Below are 17,228 nucleotides of genomic sequence, written 5' to 3'. Positions count from 1 at the left end.
GGTCTTACCCCTTGATCAGTTGCTGATAGGCGGCTTCGTCGAGCAGCGCGGCGAAGGCTTCGGCATTGGCGGGCTGGAAACGAAAGAACCAGCCGGCGTTCAGCGGATCGCTGTTGATGGTCTCGGGCGCATCGTTCAGCGCCTCGTTGACCGCCAGGACCTCGCCGTCCAGCGGCATGGTGATGTTGCTGGCGGCCTTGACCGACTCCAGCACCGCCACCTCATCGCCCTGGGCGTAGCTGCGCAGCTCCGGCAATTGCACGAAGACCAGGTCGCCCAAGGAGTCCTGAGCATAGTCGGTGATGCCGACGGTAATGCTGCCATCGGCTTCCTGACGCAGCCATTCGTGTTCTTCGGTATAGCGCAGACCCATTGCCAGACTCCTGCGGACCTTTGTCCTGATGGATAGATGGGTCTGGGATTGCAAGGGTGATGCCAGGAACAAAGGCCAGTGTTTTCAGGGGGTTAGCTAAAGAACCCCTATTGCGCCGTAGCGAAATCGTTACGATTGACGCCCCAACCCGCCACACTCGTATCGATTTACAAACGGCGTATCGAAATCGTTACGATATTAGCCAGGCTCCTGGGTCCGACAGCTGGGCTGTACGCCAGGGCCCTGCTGTTCCTTATCACTGTGCCGCAGTCAGAGGCGGATAGAGCGCCTTGCGCGCTAATTTCCTGCCGCAGTGACCCAGTCTTCAACGCGCAGGCCTGGCACCCGGTCGAACTCGCGACGGTTGTTGGTGACCACGATCAGGCCCAGGGAGCGCGCATGCCCCGCGATCATCTGATCGTAAGGACCGATCTGCTGACCCGCTCGGGCTAGTTCGGCGCGCAACTGCCCGGTATGGGCTGCGGCTTCGGGACCGTACGTCAACACCTCCAGCCGCGCGGCGAAGCCCTCGATCACCGCCAGGTTGCGCTCCGGGCTGGAAGACTTTTCCGCACCGTAGATCAGCTCCATCAGGGTGATCGTACTGATGCACAACTGCCCCTGGTGCCGGGTGAAGGCCTCGCGAACCGACGTCGGTCGGTTCTTGATGGTGAAGATGCAGGTGTTGGTGTCGAGCATGAACTTGAGCATCAGAAGCCCTCGCGCTCCTGCTCGGCGGGCTGGTCCCGTTCCGCCATGAAATCCGCCGTGACACCCTCCCCCTCGAACCAGGAATCCCAGGATTCCCCGGCCGGGGTAATGATCCTCGTGCGGCCGACCGCGACCACATCGACGCGCTTCACGTCTGCGGGCAGGGCAACCGCCTTTGGCAGTCTTACCGCCTGACTGCGATTGCTTTGGAATACGGCGCCTTGATCCATGATCGACCTCCGGGATATATCGGATGTATATCCCATAGTAGGGACAAGGCTGGATCTGTCAATCGGCACCCTCGCGGCATCAGGCATCACGGCTGGCATAGCGCTCTTCGCGCGGATGACACCTGGTGAAGCCTTGGGAAAGACGCCGGAGGCGGAAATGTCATCGGCTCGTGGCAAGATTCGGACAAGCGCACCCGCCGCGAACTTCCGCCCCGCTTCGTCGGACCAACAAGGCACAACAAGACCTCTGCCAAGCGGCTTTGCCCTCTTCCATCCTTGTCTGGAGTCTTTGTCATGGCTGTGAAAACCGTTGCCGATCTGCTCGTCGCCACCCTCGAAGCGGCTGGTGTCGACACCATCTGGGGCCTGCCGGGCGATTCGCTCAACGGCCTCACCGAAAGCCTGCGCAAGCGTGAGCGCATCCGCTGGCGTGGCGTGCGGCACGAAGAAGCTGCGGCCTTCGCCGCCAGTGCCGCGGCCGACACCAGCGGGCGTCTGGCGGTCTGCGCCGGCTCCTGTGGCCCGGGCAACCTGCACCTGATCAATGGCCTGTTCGACGCCCAGCGCAGCGGTGCGCCGGTGCTGGCCATCGCCGCCCAGATTCCCTCCAGCGAGATCGGCCTGGGCTATTTCCAGGAGACCCATCCGGAGCGGCTGTTCCGTGACTGCAGCGACTTCTGCGAGGTGGTTTCCCATCCCGAGCAACTGCCGCGCATCCTCGAGACCGCGATGCGTTCGGCCATCCTCAATCGTTCGGTGTCGGTGGTGGTGATTCCCGGCGACGTGGCCCTGGCCGAAGCGCCGATCAAGGAAGCCCAGTGGAGCGAGCCGGTGCGTCCGGTGGTGGTGCCACCGGACGCCGAGCTGGATGCCCTGGCCGAATTGCTGGCCGGGGAAAAGCGCATCACCCTACTCTGCGGCGCTGGTTGCGCCGGTGCCCATGCCCAGGTGGTGGCCCTGGCCGAGCGCCTGCAGGCGCCGGTGGTCCATGCCCTGCGCGGCAAGGCCCATATCGAGTATTCGAATCCCTATGGCGTGGGCATGACCGGCCTGATCGGCTTTTCGTCCGGCTATCATGCACTCAAGGAATGCGACCTGCTGCTGATGCTGGGCAGCAACTTTCCCTATCGCAACTTCTTCCCGGATCACGGCCGCGTGGTGCAGATAGATGTGCGCGGCGCCCACCTGGGCGTGCGTACCCCGCTGCTCAAGGGGCTGGTGGGCGATGTCCGCGCCACCCTCGACGCCCTGCTGCCGCGACTCCAGCCCAACAGCCACAGCCGCTTCCTGGAAAAGGCCCAGCAGCACTACCGCAAGACCCGCGCCGAGCTGGACGAACTGGCCACCGCCACCGCCGATGGCGAGCCGCTGCATCCGCAGTACCTCACCACCCGCGTCAGCGAACTGGCCGCAGCGGATGCCCTCTTCACCTGCGACGTCGGCACGCCCACGGTGTGGGCGGCGCGCTACCTGGCGATGAATTTCGAGCGCAAGCTGGCCGGCTCCTTTACCCATGGCTCCATGGCCAATGCCCTGCCCCAGGCCATGGGTCTGCAGGCGGCCTATCCCGACCGCCAGGTGGTGGCGCTGGCCGGCGACGGCGGACTGTCCATGCTGCTCGGCGAACTGGCGACCCTGGCCAGCGAGAAGCTGCCGGTCAAGGTCATCGTCTATGACAACGCCACCCTGGGCTTCGTCGCCATGGAGATGAAGGCCGCCGGCATGATCGACGAGACCACGGATCTCGCCGCCGTCGACTTCGCCCAGGTGGCCGAGGCCTGCGGCGTGCGCGGCTGGAAGGTGGAATCGGCCAGTCTGCTCGACGCCACCCTGGAGGAGGCCTTCGCCCACCCCGGCCCGGCGCTGGTGGACGTGCGCATCGCCAAGCAGGAGCTGTCGCTGCCGCCGAAGATCGAAGCGGCCCAGGCCAAGGGCTTCAGCCTCTACATGCTGCGCGCGGTGATGAGCGGGCGCGGCAGCGAGGTGCTGGACCTGGCCAAGACCAACGTGCTGCGTTGATCCAGACGCCCGCGGCCGCTAGCGCCGCGGGATGCCGTAGCGCCGCAGGCGCATGGCGATGGCCGAGTGGGACGTCTGCAGGCGCGCGGCCAGCTGGCGGCTGGACGGGTACTGCGGATAGAGTCGTTCCAGCAGCGCCGCCTCGTAGCCCTGGACGGCGGCCTCCAGGGTGCTGACCTCGGTCTCGACCTGCCCCGCCACCGCCGTGCCGGCCAGGTCGAGGTCGTCGACGTCGATCTGGCCACTCTCGCTGATGGCGGCGGCGCGAAAGAGGATGTTCTGCAATTGCCGCACGTTGCCCGGCCAGGCGTTGCCCAGCAGCACGCCATAGGTGGCCGGCGCCAGGCGGCACGGCGGTCGGCCGATCTGGGCGCAGGCCTGCTGCAGGAAGTGCCGTGCCAGCAGCAGGATGTCCTGGCCCCGCTCGCGCAGTGCCGGCACCTGCAGGCTTAGCACATTGAGGCGATAGAAGAGGTCTTCGCGAAAGGTGCCGGCGGCGACCATGGCCTGCAGATCGCGATGGGTGGCGGCGAGGATGCGCACATTGACCTGGGTTTCCTGGGCTCCGCCAACGCGGCGGAAGGTGCCATCGGAGAGAAATCTCAGCAGCTTGGCCTGCAGATAGGGCGACATCTCGCCGACTTCGTCGAGAAACACCGTGCCCTGGTCGGCCAGTTCCAGCAGGCCCGGCTTGCCGCCGCGCTGGGCGCCGGTAAAGGCGCCCGGGGCATAGCCGAACAATTCGCTCTCGGCGAGGCTTTCCGGCAGAGCCGCGCAGTTCAGCGCCAGAAAGGGCGCCTCGCGCCGCGCACTGGCCGCATGGCAGGCGCGCGCCACCAGTTCCTTGCCGGTGCCGGTCTCGCCGAGGATCAGCAGCGGCGCCTCCAGGGCGGCCAGGCGCTGGGCGCGGGCCTTGAGGGTGCGGATGGCGGCGCAGTCGCCGAGCAGCGAATCGAAGCCCTCGGGGGTGTCGTGGCGCAGCGCCGAGAGGCGGCCACCGATACGACTGGGGGCGTAGAGGGTCAGCAGGCCACCGGCCAGGCCGCCCACCGGTTCGCCGATGGGGGTGGCGTCCAGCAGCAGTGCCTGGCCGCGCAGCACCACCTCGCGCAGCGGCAGGCGAAAGCCCTGGTCCAGCAGTTCGGCGGACAATTCGCCGTCATTGAAGAGTTCGGCCAGGGTGTTGCCGGCGCCTTCTCCGGCCAGGGCGGCAAAGGCCGGATTGGCCAGCAGGATGCGGCCCTCGCCGTCCACCGCCAGCACCGGATCGGCCATGGCGGCGAGCAGGGCGTCGAGCTGCAGGGAGCGGCGCTGGCCGGGCAGGATGTCCACCACCCGCACCGCCTCCACCCCCACCACGGTCAGCAGGGCGGCGCGCAATTCCTCCAGCACCGTCGCGCTCAGGGTCGGCGCATCGATGTAGACGTTGGGCGGCACCATCTCCACGGCGTCCAGGTTGAGATTGCGGGCACCGAGCAGCGCCAGGACTTCCTGGGTGATGCCGACACGATCGATGAACGACACATGGATACGCATGGAAACCCTGGGGTCTGAGTGCGAAAGGACTAATGCTACCCAAATGCTCGGGGTAGAATCATTTCTCATTTACCCAGGCGGGAACGCGATGAACAACAAAGACCCCCTTCTTCTCGATCAGCAGCTGTGCTTCGCGCTGTACTCCACCTCGCTGGCCATGACCAAGGTGTACAAGCCGCTGCTCGAAGAGGTGGGCCTGACCTATCCGCAGTACCTGATGATGCTGGTGCTGTGGGAAAACGATCGGCTGCCGCTCAAGGAGCTGGCGCGCCGGCTGCACCAGGACTCCGGCGCCCTGACCCCGGTGCTCAAGCGCCTGGAAGCCGAGGGCTACGTGACCCGGCAGCGCAATGCCGAGGACGAGCGCAACCTGTCCATCGAACTCACCGAGTCTGGCCGCGCCCTGCGCGAGCGGGCCCGGGAGATCAACGGCACCATCAGCAGCTATTGCGCGCTGGGCGATGCCCAGATGAATGCCCTGCGCGAAAACCTGATGACCCTGAGAGCCAAGCTGGAGCGTTAGCCCCCTTCGCTGCCGCTGGTCGGCTGCTCCTGAAAATATATTTGCGCGATAACTAATATCGCGATAACTTAAATCCGTACCCGGACGATTCCTTCGGTCAACGTCCGAACAATCAGTTATCGCGATACCTAAACAGGAGCACGCCATGAACATCCTCTATACCGCTTCCGCAACCAGCACCGGTGGCCGCGACGGCCGTTCCATCAGCAGCGACAAGGTCCTGGACGTGCAGCTGTCCACGCCCAAGGAGCTCGGCGGCGCCGGCGGTGCCGGCACCAATCCCGAGCAACTCTTCGCCGCCGGCTATTCGGCCTGCTTCATCGGCGCGCTCAAGTTCGTCGGCGCCAAGGAAAAGATCGCCGTTCCGGCGGACGTCAGCGTGACCGCCCAGGTCGGCATCGGCCCGATCCCCACCGGCTTCGCCCTGGACGTCGAGCTGGTCATCAGCCTGCCGGGCCTGGAGCGTGCCGTGGCCGAAGACCTGGTCGAGAAGGCCCACCAGGTCTGCCCCTACTCCAACGCGACCCGCGGCAACGTGGACGTGCGCCTGACCCTGGCCTAAGGGTCGCGGTATTACCCAGGCGCCTCCGCCGAGGCGCCCGGTCCTTCCCGTTCGAGGAGTCATCTGTCATGCGTACCGTCTCTCGCCTGCTTGGCCTTTCCGCGCTCAGCCTGGCCCTGGGCAGCGCCTTCGCCGCGCCCCAGCCCGATCCGCATCTGGAGCGCACCACCCAGGGCTTCGTCGATGCCCTGAACGGCAGCGGTGGCAAACCCCTGGAAACCCTGAGCCCCAAGGACGCCCGCGCGGTGCTGGCCGGCGCCCAATCCGGCGTCAAGGTCGATCTCTCGGGGGTCAAGACCCGTGAAAAGACCATCCAGGTCGACGGCAAGCCGCTGCAGCTGACCATCGTCCGCCCGGCGAACGCCAAGGGGCAGACACCGGCCTTCATGTTCTTCCATGGCGGCGGCTGGGTGCTGGGCGACTTCCCCACCCACCAGCGCCTGGTGCGTGACCTGGTGGTGGCCTCCGGCGCCACGGCGGTGTTCGTCAACTACACCCCGAGTCCGGAAGCCCACTTCCCGGTGGCCATCAACCAGGCCTATGCCGCGACCCAGTGGGTGGCCGAGCACGGCAAGGACATCGATGTCGACGGCAGTCGCCTGGCGGTGGCCGGCAACAGCGTCGGCGGCAACATGGCCGCGGTGGTCAGCCTGATGGCCAAGGACAAGGGCACGCCCAAGCTGCGCTACCAGGTGCTGTTCTGGCCGGTGACCGATGCGAGCTTCGACAACGGCTCCTACCAGACCTATGCCGAGGGCCGCTTCCTGACCCGCAACATGATGAAGTGGTTCTGGGACAACTACACCACCAGCGACACCGAGCGCGCCAACGTCTACGCCTCGCCGTTGCGGGCCAGCGAGGCCCAGCTCAAGGGTCTGCCGCCGGCGCTGGTGCAGACCGCCGAGAACGACGTGCTGCGAGACGAGGGCGAGGCCTATGCCCGCAAGCTCAACGCCGCCGGCGTCGATGTCGTCCAGGTGCGCTACAACGGCATGATCCACGACTATGGCCTGCTCAATGCCCTGGCCAAGGTACCCGAGGTCCAGGCTGCGCTGACCCAGGCCGGCCAGTTGCTCAAGCAACACCTGCAGTAAGGCAGGCGCGGTACCCGAGGGGCTGGCTCCGTTCGCGGCGCCATCCCCTTTGCGTTTCAGGGCTGCTCGCCCAGGGCCGCGAAGCGTTCCGCCAGCCAGCCGTGCAGCTGCCGCACCGCCGGCGAGAATTGCCGCCGGTGCGGGCAGAACAGCTGCAGCGGCAAGGGCTCGCCGGGCTGCTCGGGCAGCAGCCGCACCAGCCGACCGCGTTGCAGGTCGTCGCGCATGTCCAGCCAGGACTTGTAGACGATGCCCTCCCCGGCCACCGCCCAGCGCCGCACCACCTCGGCATCGTCGCTTTGCAGGGGTCCGCTGACGGCCACCTGGCGCAGACTGCCGTCGGCCTGTGGAAAGCTCCACTTGTCATAGGTGCGCCCATGCAGCTGGTAGAGCAGGCAGGCATGCCTGGACAGGTCGTCCAGGCTGCGCGGCGCGCCCTGGCGGGCCAGATAGACCGGCGCCGCCGCCAGCAGCCGGCGATTGTCCGGGGCCAGCGGCAGCGCCACCAGGCTGTCGTCCTGGCTGCGGCCGTAGCGGATGGCGATGTCCACCGGATCGCGATAGACGTCGGCCTGCTGGTCCGAGACGTAGAGCCTGAGGGTCAGGCCGGGATGGCGCTGACGAAACTCGGCCAGCCAGGGCAGCAGGAGATTGCGCCCCAGGTCCGAAGGCGCCGCCACCTGCAGCACCCCACGCAATTCCGGGCTCTCCCCCTGCAACCGCTCGCGCCCTTCGCGCAAGGTCTCCAGCACCTCGCGGGCATAGGGCAGATAGGCCTCGCCCTCGGCGGTCAGGCGCAGGCTGCGGGTCGAGCGGGCGAACAGGCGGATGCCCAGTTCGCGCTCCAGCCGGCCGATGGCGGCGCTCACCTGCCCCGGCAGGAGGTCTGCCTCGCGGGCGGCGCGGGAAAAGCTGCCGAGGGCGGCGGAGCGGACGAAGAGGCCGAGGTCGTCGAAGCGGATCATTTTCACTCCTGCAGTGAAGGTGCTATCCGATTCTGCCGCTTTTTCCGGTCGAGCATGAAGACGACCATGGGCTCACGTCTTCTTATCGTACAAAGGAACCCGCCCATGAAAGCCATCGTTCACGGTGACACCACCCTGCCCGCCAGCGATCCCCGTGCCCTGCAGGACGCGGTGCTGCCCGACCCCACGCCCGAGGCCCATGACCTCCTGGTAGAAGTCCGCGCCGTGTCGGTCAATCCAGTCGATACCAAGGTGCGCCAGGGCCTGGTGCAGCGCGAGTCCAAGGTACTGGGCTGGGACGTCTCCGGCGTGGTCCGCGCCGTGGGCAGCGCCGTCAGCCGCTTCGCCGTGGGTGACGAGGTCTACTACGCCGGCGAGCTGTTCCGCCCCGGCTGCAACAGCGAACTGCACCTGGTCGACGAACACCTGGCCGGGCACAAGCCCAAGAGCCTGGATCATGCCCAGGCCGCGGCCCTGCCGCTGACCGCCATCACCGCCTGGGAACTGCTGTTCGACCGTCTCGGCGCGACCGAAGGTGGCGGCGCCGGCCAGCAGCTGCTGGTGATGGGCGCGGCAGGCGGCGTCGGCTCCGTGCTGGTGCAGCTGGCCCGCCAGCTCACCGAGCTGACGGTGATCGGTACCGCCTCGCGCCAGGAAACCCAGGACTGGGTGCGCCAGCTGGGTGCCCACCACGTCATCGACCATCACCAGCCGCTGCGACCCCAGCTCGAAGCCCTGGGTCTGGATGGCGTGACCCTGGTGGCCAGCCTCACCCACACCGATGAGCACTTCACCCAGCTGGTGGATGTCCTGCGGCCCCAGGGTCGCCTGGGCGTGATCGACGATCCGGCGCAACTCGACGTGGTGCCGATGAAGGCCAAGTCGCTGTCGCTGCACTGGGAACTGATGTTTACCCGCTCGCTGTTCCAGACCCCGGACAAGGTGCGCCAGCACGAGATCCTCGAACGCGTCGCCGGACTGATCGACCAGGGCACCCTCAAGACCACCCTCGGCGAACACCTGGGCCGGATCGATGCCGCCAACCTGCGCCGCGCCCATGCCCAGCTGGAAAGCCATCAGGCGCGCGGCAAGCTCGTGCTGGAGGGGTTCTGATGCCTCGCTTGAGTGCCCTGACCCTCGCCGTCGCCCTGGCCGTGGGTAGCCTGACGGCCCAGGCCGCGCCGCTGCCCCAGGAGCGCACCCTTGGCCAGTTGGAGCCGGTGTTCGCCTTCCAGGACGCCATGCCCACCGGCGTCACCGTCAGCGAGACCGGGCGGATCTTCGTCAACTACCCGCGTTGGGGCGACGCGGTGCCCTTTACCGTCGCCGAACTCAAGGACGGCAAGGCCGTGCCCTACCCGGATGCCGCGCTCAACGTCGAGACCCCCGGCCAGCCGGGCAAGGGCTTCATCAGCGTGCAGAGCGTGGTGGCCGATGGTCGCGGGCACCTCTGGGTGCTGGACACCGCCGCACCGGGCTTCGCGGCGCCCAAGGCCGGCGGCGCCAAGCTGGTGGCCATCGACCTCAAGACCAACAAGGTCGCCAGGACCCTGGTCTTCCCGGCCGCGGTGCTCGAACCCAACAGCTACGTCAACGACGTGCGCTTCGACTTTCGCGTCGGTCGCGCCGGAGTGGCCTATGTCACCGACTCGGCGCCTCCCGGTGGCCTGATCATCCTCGATCTCGCCACCGGCCAGGCCCAGCGTCGCCTGACCGGCGCGCCCCAGGCCAACGTCGACCCCAGCTTCGTCCCGGTGGTGGAAGGCGAACCGTTGCTGATGCAGCGCCCCGATGGCAGCAAGGTCCGACCGGCCATCGCCAGCGACGGCATCGCCCTGTCGCCGGACGGCGGCACCCTCTACTTCAGCCCGCTGTCCAGCCGCCACCTCTATGCCGTGCCCACCGCCCTGCTGCGTGATCCCGAGGCGAGCGAGGCCCAGGTGCGCGCCGGGGTGCAGGATCTCGGCGAGAAGGGTGCCTCCGACGGCCTCGAAGTCGATGCCCAGGGTCGCGTCTATGCCGGCGACTACGAGCACAACGCCGTGCGCCAGCGCCAGGCCGACGGCAGCTGGAAGACCCTGGTCCACGATCCGCGCGTGCTCTGGCCCGACACCTTCAGCATCGGTCCGGACGGCTACCTCTATTTCACCGCCAACCAGCTCCATCGCCAGGCCCAGTTCCACGGTGGCCAGGACCTGCGCCAGAAGCCCTACAGCCTGTTCCGCGTCAAGATCGACGCCCAGCCGGCCCCTACCCACTGATCCGATCAGGAGTTATCCATGCAGCTGTCCCAGATCGCCCGCACCCGCTACACCACCAAGGCCTTCGACGGCTCCCGCAGCATCCCGGCCGAACAGGTCGAGGAATTGCTGGAGCTGCTGCGCCAGGCGCCCTCCTCGGTCAACTCCCAGCCCTGGCACTTCGTGGTCGCCGCCAGCGCCGAGGCCAAGGCGCGCATCGCCCAGGGCATGCAGAGTCCCTACAACGAACCCAAGGTGCTGCCGGCGTCCCACGTCATCGTGCTGTGCACCCGCCTGGAAATGACCGAAGGCCACCTGGCCCAGGTGCTGGAGCAGGAAGCCCAGGACGGCCGCTTCGCCAAGCCCGAGGCGCGCGCCACCCAGGACGGCACCCGCCGTCACTTCGTCGACCTGCATCGTCATGAGCGCAAGGACGTGCAGCACTGGATGGAGAAGCAGACCTACCTGGCCCTGGGCACCCTGCTGCTGGGCGCCGCCGCCCTCGGCATCGACGCCACCCCCATGGAAGGCTTCGACGCCAACAGCCTGGACCAGGAACTGGGCCTGCGCGAGCAGGGCTACACTGCCCTGGTGGTGGTCGGCCTGGGCTATCGCGGCGAAAGCGACTTCAACGCCGCCCTGCCCAAGTCCCGCCTGACCCGCGAGCAGGTCTTCACCTTCCTGTAATGCAGACCTGCGTAGCGTGGATAACGGCGCAGCCTTATCCACAGTACGAACCGGTAGCCGCCAGTGGAAAACGCTGGCGCGGTTTTCCACGCTACGCAGGCGTAGGTTGGTTTGAGCGCAGCGAAGCCCCACAGCAGCACCCATAAAAAAGCCGACCGTCGCGAGACGGTCGGCTTTTATTCGCGGCCATGCCGGTGCGCCGTAGCGACCGCTCCTACGGACATGGACCTGAGCGCCGGCTCAGGAAGCCTCCTGTGGAAAAAGCTACGCCGTTTTCCACGCTACGGTTCTGATCACAGCCATGCCGGTGCGCCGTAGCGACCGCTCCTACAGGGGCGATGCTTTTCATGCTTTCGTAGGAGCGGCCGCATCGGCGGACCGCCATGGCCGCGATAAATCCGGGTTACGCCGAGCCCAACGAGGCCCAACGCTACCTATCCCCATCAACCGCCCTTCAGATCCGCCAGGATCGAGAAGGCGCGCAGGCGATCCGCCTGCTCATAGACGTCGCAGGTAAAGATCAGCTCGTCGGCGTCGGTCTTCTCCAGCAGCAGCTCCAGGCGCTCGCGGACCTTGTCCGGGCCGCCGATCACCGCCATGCCGAGGAAGCTCGACACCGATTCCTTCTCATGGGGCAGCCAGACCCCCTCCATGCTGCGTACCGGCGGCTGCAGGCGCAGGCTGTCGCCGCGGAACAGGGCGAGGATGCGCTGGTAGACGGTGGTGGCCAGGTAATTGGCTTCGTCGTCGCTGTCGGCCGCCACCAGCGGTACCCCGAGCATCACATAGGGGTGATCGAGCACCTTGGACGGCTTGAAGTTCTCGCGATAGAGGCGGATGGCCTCGTGCACGTAGCGCGGCGCAAAGTGCGAGGCGAAGGCATAGGGCAGGCCCTTGGCCGCCGCCAGCTGGGCGCTGAACAGGCTCGAACCCAGGAGCCAGATCGGCACCTCGGTGCCCGCACCCGGCATGGCGATCACGCCCTGCCCCGGCTGTTGCGGCCCGAAGTAGTGCTGCAGCTCTTCCACATCCCGCGGGAAGTCGTCGGAGCTGCCCAGGCGATCACGGCGCAGGGCATAGGCGGTGCGCTGATCCGAGCCCGGTGCGCGACCCAGGCCGAGTTCGATGCGGCCCGGATACAGCGAAGCCAGGGTGCCGAACTGCTCGGCCACCACCAGCGGCGCATGGTTGGGCAGCATGATACCGCCCGAACCCAGCCGCAGGGTGCTGGTGCCAGCGGCCAGATAGCCCAGCAGCACGGCGGTCGCCGAACTGGCGATGCCGTCCATGTTGTGGTGCTCGGCGACCCAGTAGCGGGAAAAGCCGAGTTGCTCGACGTGGCGCGCCAGATCCAGGGCGTTGTGCAACGCCTGGGCGGCATCGCCATCGTCACGGATGGGAGCGAGGTCGAGGACCGACAGGGCGGTCTTAGCGAGACGGGTCATCAGAGAACTCCTCGGCGACCTGATCGTAGGCCGCCCTGTGGCGCTGAATGAGAGGCTGCTTCGCGGAGGCCCAGGCGGCCAGGGCGCCCACCGGCACCATCAGGCTCTGGCCCAGTTCGGTGAGGGCGTATTCCACCTGGGGCGGCTTGGTCGGCGTCACCGTGCGGGACACCAGGCCGTCGCGCTCCAGCTGGCGCAGGGTCACGCTGAGCATGCGCTGGGAAATGCCGTCGACCCGCCGGCGCAATTCGTTGAAGCGCAGCGGACCGGGTTCCAGGGTAAAGAGCGTGAGCAGGGACCAGGCATCGCCGATCCGGTCCAGCACGTCCCTGATCGGACAGGCGTGGGCATGCAGGCGGCGACGGCTGGAGATACGACTGACCACGGCGTCCATGGCGATCCTCGAAGCAGAACTGGCTTCCAGCCTACGCCTTTCGGGCGGTTATTAAAAGTAACCACCCGTCAGGACTGGTATTGCCGTCTGGGCCAGGGCACAATCCAGGAGGTCGTGACCTTTTTTATTGATTGAACGTTCAATAAAAAATAGTTACCCTCCGAGGCTCCTTCCGCTCTGTCCAGGAGATGCCTCGTGCCCAAGGTCGGGATGCAGCCCATCCGCCGTTCGCAGCTCATTGCCGCGACCCTCGAAGCCGTCGACGAAGTCGGCATGGGCGATGCCAGTATCGCCTTCATCGCCCGCAAGGCCGGCGTCTCCAACGGCATCATCAGCCACTACTTCCAGGACAAGAACGGCCTGCTCGAAGCCACCATGCGGCATCTGATGAATGCCCTGCGCCAGGCCGTGCGCGAACGCCGCGCTGCCCTGCCCGGTGACGACCCAGCCGCCAACCTGCGCGCCATCATCCAGGGCAACTTCGACGATACCCAGGTCAGCGGCCCGGCCATGAAGACCTGGCTGGCCTTCTGGGCCACCAGCATGCACCAGCCCAATCTGCGCCGGCTGCAACGCATCAACGACCTGCGGCTCTATTCCAACCTCTGCTGGCAATTCCGTCGCCTCCTGCCCCATGAGCAGGCCCGCGCCTCGGCCAAGGGCCTGGCCGCTATCATCGACGGCCTCTGGCTGCGCGGCGCCCTCTCCGGCGACACCTTCAACACCCAGCAGGCCCTGCAAATCGCCTACGACTACCTGGACCTGCAGCTGGCCAAGGCCTGACCCCCTCTCTCGCCGCCCAGGCCCCGCCCCGTCCACTCGGCGCGGGGCTCTCCTCCCGCGTTTCCCGCTCCCTCCCCGCTTCGACAGAACCGCTCTGGGCCGCCCATCGCCCCGTTTCGGCACGCCTGTGAATTTTTCATTGATTGAACGTTCAATAAAAATTAAGTAGACTGGATTCATCGCTGGCGCAGAGAGACCTTTCTTTCGCGCCCCCTGTGTTCCTTGCGGGTGCCACGGCGCCCGCCCAGATTGGGAGAACGTCCATGGCCCGTTTCGCCGAACAGCAGCTGTACATCGGTGGCCGTTATGTCGCCGCCACCGGTGGTGCCACCTTCGAAACCCTGAATCCCGCCACCGGCGAGGTGCTCGCCACGGTGCAGAGCGCCAGCCGCTCCGACGTGGACAAGGCGGTGGCCGCCGCCGCCGATGGCCAGAAGGTCTGGGCCGCGATGACCGCCATGCAGCGCTCGCGCATCCTGCGCAAGGCCGTGGACATCCTCCGCGAGCGCAACGACGAGCTGGCGCTGCTGGAAACCCTGGACACCGGCAAGGCCCTGTCCGAGACCCAGGCCGTCGACATCGTCACCGGCGCCGACGTGCTCGAGTACTACGCGGGCCTCGTGCCGGCCTTGGAAGGCGAGCAGATCCCGCTGCGCGAGACCTCCTTCGTCTACACCCGCCGCGAGCCGCTGGGCGTGGTTGCTGGCATCGGCGCCTGGAACTACCCGATCCAGATCGCCCTGTGGAAATCCGCTCCGGCCCTGGCCGCCGGCAACGCCATGATCTTCAAGCCCAGCGAAGTCACCCCGCTGAGCGCGCTGAAGCTGGCCGAGATCTACACCGAGGCCGGTCTGCCCGATGGCGTCTTCAACGTGGTCAATGGCGTCGGCCCGGAGGTCGGCGTGGCCCTGACCGAGCATCCCGGCATCGAGAAGATCTCCTTTACCGGCGGCGTCGCCACCGGCAAGAAGGTCATGGCCAGCGCCGCCGGCTCGACCCTCAAGGAAGTCACCATGGAGCTGGGCGGCAAGTCGCCGCTGATCGTCTGTGACGACGCCGACCTGGAGCGCGCCGCCGACATCGCCGTCATGGCCAACTTCTTCAGTTCCGGCCAGGTCTGCACCAACGGCACCCGCGTCTTCGTACCCCAGGCGCTCAAGGCCGACTTCGAGGCCAAGGTGGTGGAGCGGGTCAAGCGCATCAAGCTGGGCGATCCCCTGGCCGCCGAGACCAACTTCGGGCCGCTGGTCAGCACCCCGCACATGGAAAAGGTGCTGGGCTACATCGCCCAGGGCCAGGCCGAAGGCGCCCGCCTGCTCATTGGTGGCGAGCGCGTCACCCAGGGCGAACTGGCCAAGGGCAACTTCGTCGCCCCCACCGTCTTCACCGATTGCCGTGACGACATGGCCATCGCCCGCGAAGAGATCTTCGGCCCGGTCATGAGCATCCTGGCCTATGCCGACGAAGACGAGGTGGTGCGTCGCGCCAACGACACCGAGTACGGCCTGGCGGCCGGCGTGGTCACCCGTGACCTGGCCCGTGCCCACCGCCTGATCCATCGCCTGGAAGCCGGCATCTGCTGGATCAACACCTGGGGCGAATCCCCCGCCGAGATGCCGGTGGGTGGCTACAAGCATTCCGGCGTCGGTCGCGAAAACGGCCTCACCACCCTCGGCCACTACACCCGCATCAAGTCGGTGCAGGTCGAGCTGGGCGACTACGCCTCGATCTTCTAAGCCGCTTCAGTAGCGCTTTTCTCCCCTCTCCGCTGGAGAGGGCCCGGGGCTGGGGCCAGACCCCACCCGCCGTCAGGAGGAGAATCTTCATGGCACACGAATTCGATTACATCGTCATAGGCGCCGGCTCGGCCGGCAACGTCCTGGCCACCCGGCTGACCGAAGACAAGGACGTCACCGTCCTGCTGCTGGAAGCCGGCGGGCCCGACTACCGCCTGGACTTCCGCACCCAGATGCCGGCCGCCCTGGCCTATCCGCTGCAGGGCAAGCAGTACAACTGGGCCTACCAGACCGAGCCCGAGCCGCACATGGACAACCGCCGGATGGAATGCGGTCGCGGCAAGGGCCTGGGCGGCTCCTCGCTGATCAACGGCATGTGCTACATCCGCGGCAACGCCCTGGACTATGACAACTGGGCGCAACTCGACGGCCTGGACGACTGGACCTACCTCGACTGCCTGCCCTACTTCCGCAAGGCCGAGAAGCGCGATGCCGGTGCCAACGACTGGCACGGCGGCGACGGCCCGGTCTCGGTGACCACCGCCAAGCCGAATACCAATCCCCTGTTCGAAGCCATGGTCGAAGCCGGTGTCCAGGCGGGCTATCCGCGCACCGAAGACCTCAACGGCTATCAGCAGGAAGGCTTCGGCCCGATGGACCGCTTCGTCACCCCGAATGGCCGTCGCTCCAGCACCGCGCGTGGCTATCTGGATCAGGCCAAGGGTCGCCCGAACCTGACCATCGTCACCCACGCCACCACCGATCGCATCCTCTTCGAGGGCAAGCGCGCCAATGGCGTCGCCTACATGAAGGGCGATTCGCTGGAAGCCATCACCGTGCGCGCCCGTCGTGAAGTCCTGCTCTGCGCCGGCGCCATCGCCTCGCCGCAGATCCTGCAGCGCTCCGGTGTCGGCCCCGCGCCGCTGCTGCGGCGCTTCGACATCCCGCTGGTCCACGACCTGCCCGGCGTCGGCCAGAATCTGCAGGACCACCTGGAAATGTACCTGCAGTACGAGTGCAAGCAGCCGGTTTCGCTGTACCCGGCGTTGAAGTGGTACAACCAGCCGCAGATCGGCCTGGAATGGATGCTCAAGGGGACCGGCCTGGGTGCCAGCAACCACTTCGAGGCAGGCGGCTTCATCCGCTCCAGCGAAGAATTCGACTGGCCCAACATCCAGTACCACTTCCTGCCGATCGCCATCAATTACAACGGCACCAACGCCATCGAGGCCCATGGCTTCCAGGCCCACGTCGGCTCCATGCGCTCGCCCAGCCGTGGCCGCATCGAACTGACCTCGCGCGATCCGCGCCAGCACCCGAGCATCCTGTTCAACTACATGAGCACCGAGCAGGACTGGCGCGAATTCCGCGACGGCATCCGCCTGACCCGCGAGATCATGCAGCAGCCGGCGCTGGATCCCTATCGTGGCGAAGAGATCAACCCGGGCCGCGATTGCGTGACCGACGCCCAGCTGGACGCCTTCGTGCGCTCCCATGCCGAGACCGCCTATCACCCGTCCTGCTCCAACAAGATGGGTACCGACGACATGGCGGTGGTCGACGGCGCCGGTCGTGTGCACGGCCTGGAAGGCCTGCGCGTGGTGGACGCCTCCATCATGCCGATCATCGCGACGGGCAACCTCAACGCCCCGACCATCATGATCGCCGAGAAGATCGCCGACAAAATCCGCGGTCGCGCCCCGCTGCCGCGCAGCAACGCCGCCTACTACGTCGCCAACGGCGCGCCGGTACGAGGTACCCCGCTGCGTGACGTCAACGGCCAGCGCGCCGCCGAGCCGGTCCCGCAGCGCCGCAACCAGCCGGCCGCCTGATCCCAGGCAGCCGAACGCAAGAAGGGCGCCCGAGGGCGCCCTTCTTGTATCTGGCTTCGAATCGCCTGGCAAAAGCTCGGCAAGACAGCCCGCTCTTC

General features: G+C 66.9%; 17 protein-coding genes. 10 read left to right on the top strand and 7 right to left on the bottom strand.

Translation table 11 applies throughout. The features are described from left to right. Positions 1 to 4 precede the first annotated feature (4 nt). From gcvH to OXS31_RS01315, 3 genes are all read right to left on the bottom strand, one after another. On the bottom strand, positions 5 to 373 hold the full coding sequence (gene gcvH, locus OXS31_RS01325) for a glycine cleavage system protein GcvH (protein ID WP_007159937.1): 369 nt from the start codon (positions 371 to 373) through the stop codon (positions 5 to 7). A gap of 297 nt (positions 374 to 670) precedes the next feature. Then, the gene (vapC, locus tag OXS31_RS01320; RefSeq protein ID WP_074584223.1) at positions 671 to 1,084 is read right to left on the bottom strand and encodes a tRNA(fMet)-specific endonuclease VapC; all 414 of its coding nucleotides are present in this window, start codon (positions 1,082 to 1,084) and stop codon (positions 671 to 673) included. Next, positions 1,084 to 1,314, bottom strand: a complete 231-nt coding sequence (locus OXS31_RS01315) for an AbrB/MazE/SpoVT family DNA-binding domain-containing protein (protein ID WP_027597360.1) — start codon at positions 1,312 to 1,314, stop codon at positions 1,084 to 1,086. The genes vapC and OXS31_RS01315 overlap by 1 nt, the downstream gene beginning before the upstream one ends. 294 nt (positions 1,315 to 1,608) lie before the next feature. Between OXS31_RS01315 and poxB the strand changes: the two genes are divergently transcribed. Continuing rightward, positions 1,609 to 3,333: a ubiquinone-dependent pyruvate dehydrogenase gene (gene poxB, locus OXS31_RS01310; protein WP_144945259.1), complete on the top strand. Its 1,725-nt coding sequence runs from the start codon at positions 1,609 to 1,611 to the stop codon at positions 3,331 to 3,333. Between the two features lie 18 nt (positions 3,334 to 3,351). Here the strand turns inward: poxB and OXS31_RS01305 are convergent, their stop codons facing one another. Further along, complete coding sequence (locus OXS31_RS01305; RefSeq protein ID WP_044342499.1) at positions 3,352 to 4,869, bottom strand: sigma-54-dependent transcriptional regulator; 1,518 nt, start codon at positions 4,867 to 4,869, stop codon at positions 3,352 to 3,354. An 88-nt stretch (positions 4,870 to 4,957) separates the two neighbouring features. On the opposite strand from OXS31_RS01305, the gene OXS31_RS01300 reads away from it, so the two are divergent. From OXS31_RS01300 to OXS31_RS01290, 3 genes are all read left to right on the top strand, one after another. Beyond that, on the top strand, positions 4,958 to 5,392 hold the full coding sequence (locus OXS31_RS01300) for a MarR family transcriptional regulator (RefSeq protein ID WP_027597356.1): 435 nt from the start codon (positions 4,958 to 4,960) through the stop codon (positions 5,390 to 5,392). A gap of 145 nt (positions 5,393 to 5,537) precedes the next feature. Then, positions 5,538 to 5,954, top strand: a complete 417-nt coding sequence (locus OXS31_RS01295) for an organic hydroperoxide resistance protein (protein ID WP_027597355.1) — start codon at positions 5,538 to 5,540, stop codon at positions 5,952 to 5,954. 68 nt (positions 5,955 to 6,022) lie between these two features. Next, positions 6,023 to 7,048 carry an alpha/beta hydrolase gene (locus OXS31_RS01290; protein WP_027597354.1) on the top strand — a complete coding sequence of 342 codons (1,026 nt, stop codon included), beginning with the start codon at positions 6,023 to 6,025 and terminating at the stop codon, positions 7,046 to 7,048. A gap of 56 nt (positions 7,049 to 7,104) precedes the next feature. On the opposite strand, the gene OXS31_RS01285 is transcribed toward OXS31_RS01290, so the two are convergent. After that, positions 7,105 to 8,013, bottom strand: a complete 909-nt coding sequence (locus OXS31_RS01285) for a LysR family transcriptional regulator (RefSeq protein WP_267397351.1) — start codon at positions 8,011 to 8,013, stop codon at positions 7,105 to 7,107. Between the two features lie 105 nt (positions 8,014 to 8,118). Between OXS31_RS01285 and OXS31_RS01280 the strand changes: the two genes are divergently transcribed. Genes OXS31_RS01280 through nfsB form a run of 3 tightly spaced genes read left to right on the top strand, consistent with a single transcriptional unit; the run spans position 8,119 to position 10,940 of the window. Beyond that, complete coding sequence (locus OXS31_RS01280; protein ID WP_042134713.1) at positions 8,119 to 9,126, top strand: zinc-binding alcohol dehydrogenase family protein; 1,008 nt, start codon at positions 8,119 to 8,121, stop codon at positions 9,124 to 9,126. Next, entirely contained in the window at positions 9,126 to 10,274 is a 1,149-nt protein-coding gene (locus OXS31_RS01275) for an L-dopachrome tautomerase-related protein (RefSeq protein WP_267397342.1), read from the top strand. Before OXS31_RS01280 ends, OXS31_RS01275 begins: the two co-directional genes overlap by 1 nt. A gap of 18 nt (positions 10,275 to 10,292) precedes the next feature. Further along, positions 10,293 to 10,940 carry an oxygen-insensitive NAD(P)H nitroreductase gene (nfsB, locus tag OXS31_RS01270; RefSeq protein ID WP_027600607.1) on the top strand — a complete coding sequence of 216 codons (648 nt, stop codon included), beginning with the start codon at positions 10,293 to 10,295 and terminating at the stop codon, positions 10,938 to 10,940. Positions 10,941 to 11,383: 443 nt separating this feature from the next. Here nfsB and OXS31_RS01265 read toward each other — a convergent pair whose 3' ends face one another. Then, positions 11,384 to 12,385, bottom strand: a complete 1,002-nt coding sequence (locus OXS31_RS01265; RefSeq protein WP_267397337.1) for an LLM class flavin-dependent oxidoreductase — start codon at positions 12,383 to 12,385, stop codon at positions 11,384 to 11,386. Continuing rightward, entirely contained in the window at positions 12,369 to 12,779 is a 411-nt protein-coding gene (locus OXS31_RS01260; protein WP_044342493.1) for a helix-turn-helix domain-containing protein, read from the bottom strand. Before OXS31_RS01260 ends, OXS31_RS01265 begins: the two co-directional genes overlap by 17 nt. Positions 12,780 to 12,974: 195 nt before the next feature. Between OXS31_RS01260 and betI the strand changes: the two genes are divergently transcribed. The 3 genes from betI to betA all read left to right on the top strand — a co-directional run bounded on the left by betI (position 12,975) and on the right by betA (position 17,130). Beyond that, positions 12,975 to 13,562: a transcriptional regulator BetI gene (gene betI / locus OXS31_RS01255; protein ID WP_007159951.1), complete on the top strand. Its 588-nt coding sequence runs from the start codon at positions 12,975 to 12,977 to the stop codon at positions 13,560 to 13,562. A gap of 263 nt (positions 13,563 to 13,825) precedes the next feature. Next, positions 13,826 to 15,298: a betaine-aldehyde dehydrogenase gene (gene betB / locus OXS31_RS01250; protein ID WP_267397324.1), complete on the top strand. Its 1,473-nt coding sequence runs from the start codon at positions 13,826 to 13,828 to the stop codon at positions 15,296 to 15,298. Between the two features lie 89 nt (positions 15,299 to 15,387). Continuing rightward, complete coding sequence (betA, locus tag OXS31_RS01245) at positions 15,388 to 17,130, top strand: choline dehydrogenase (RefSeq protein WP_027597346.1); 1,743 nt, start codon at positions 15,388 to 15,390, stop codon at positions 17,128 to 17,130. Positions 17,131 to 17,228 lie beyond the last annotated feature (98 nt).

Origin of the sequence: Pseudomonas sp. GM_Psu_1, from assembly GCF_026544185.1 — a bacterium.
GTDB lineage: Bacteria > Pseudomonadota > Gammaproteobacteria > Pseudomonadales > Pseudomonadaceae > Chryseomonas > Chryseomonas oryzihabitans.
The sequence above is the reverse complement of the archived record's forward strand: the minus strand, read 5'-3'. Positions and strand labels throughout refer to the sequence as shown.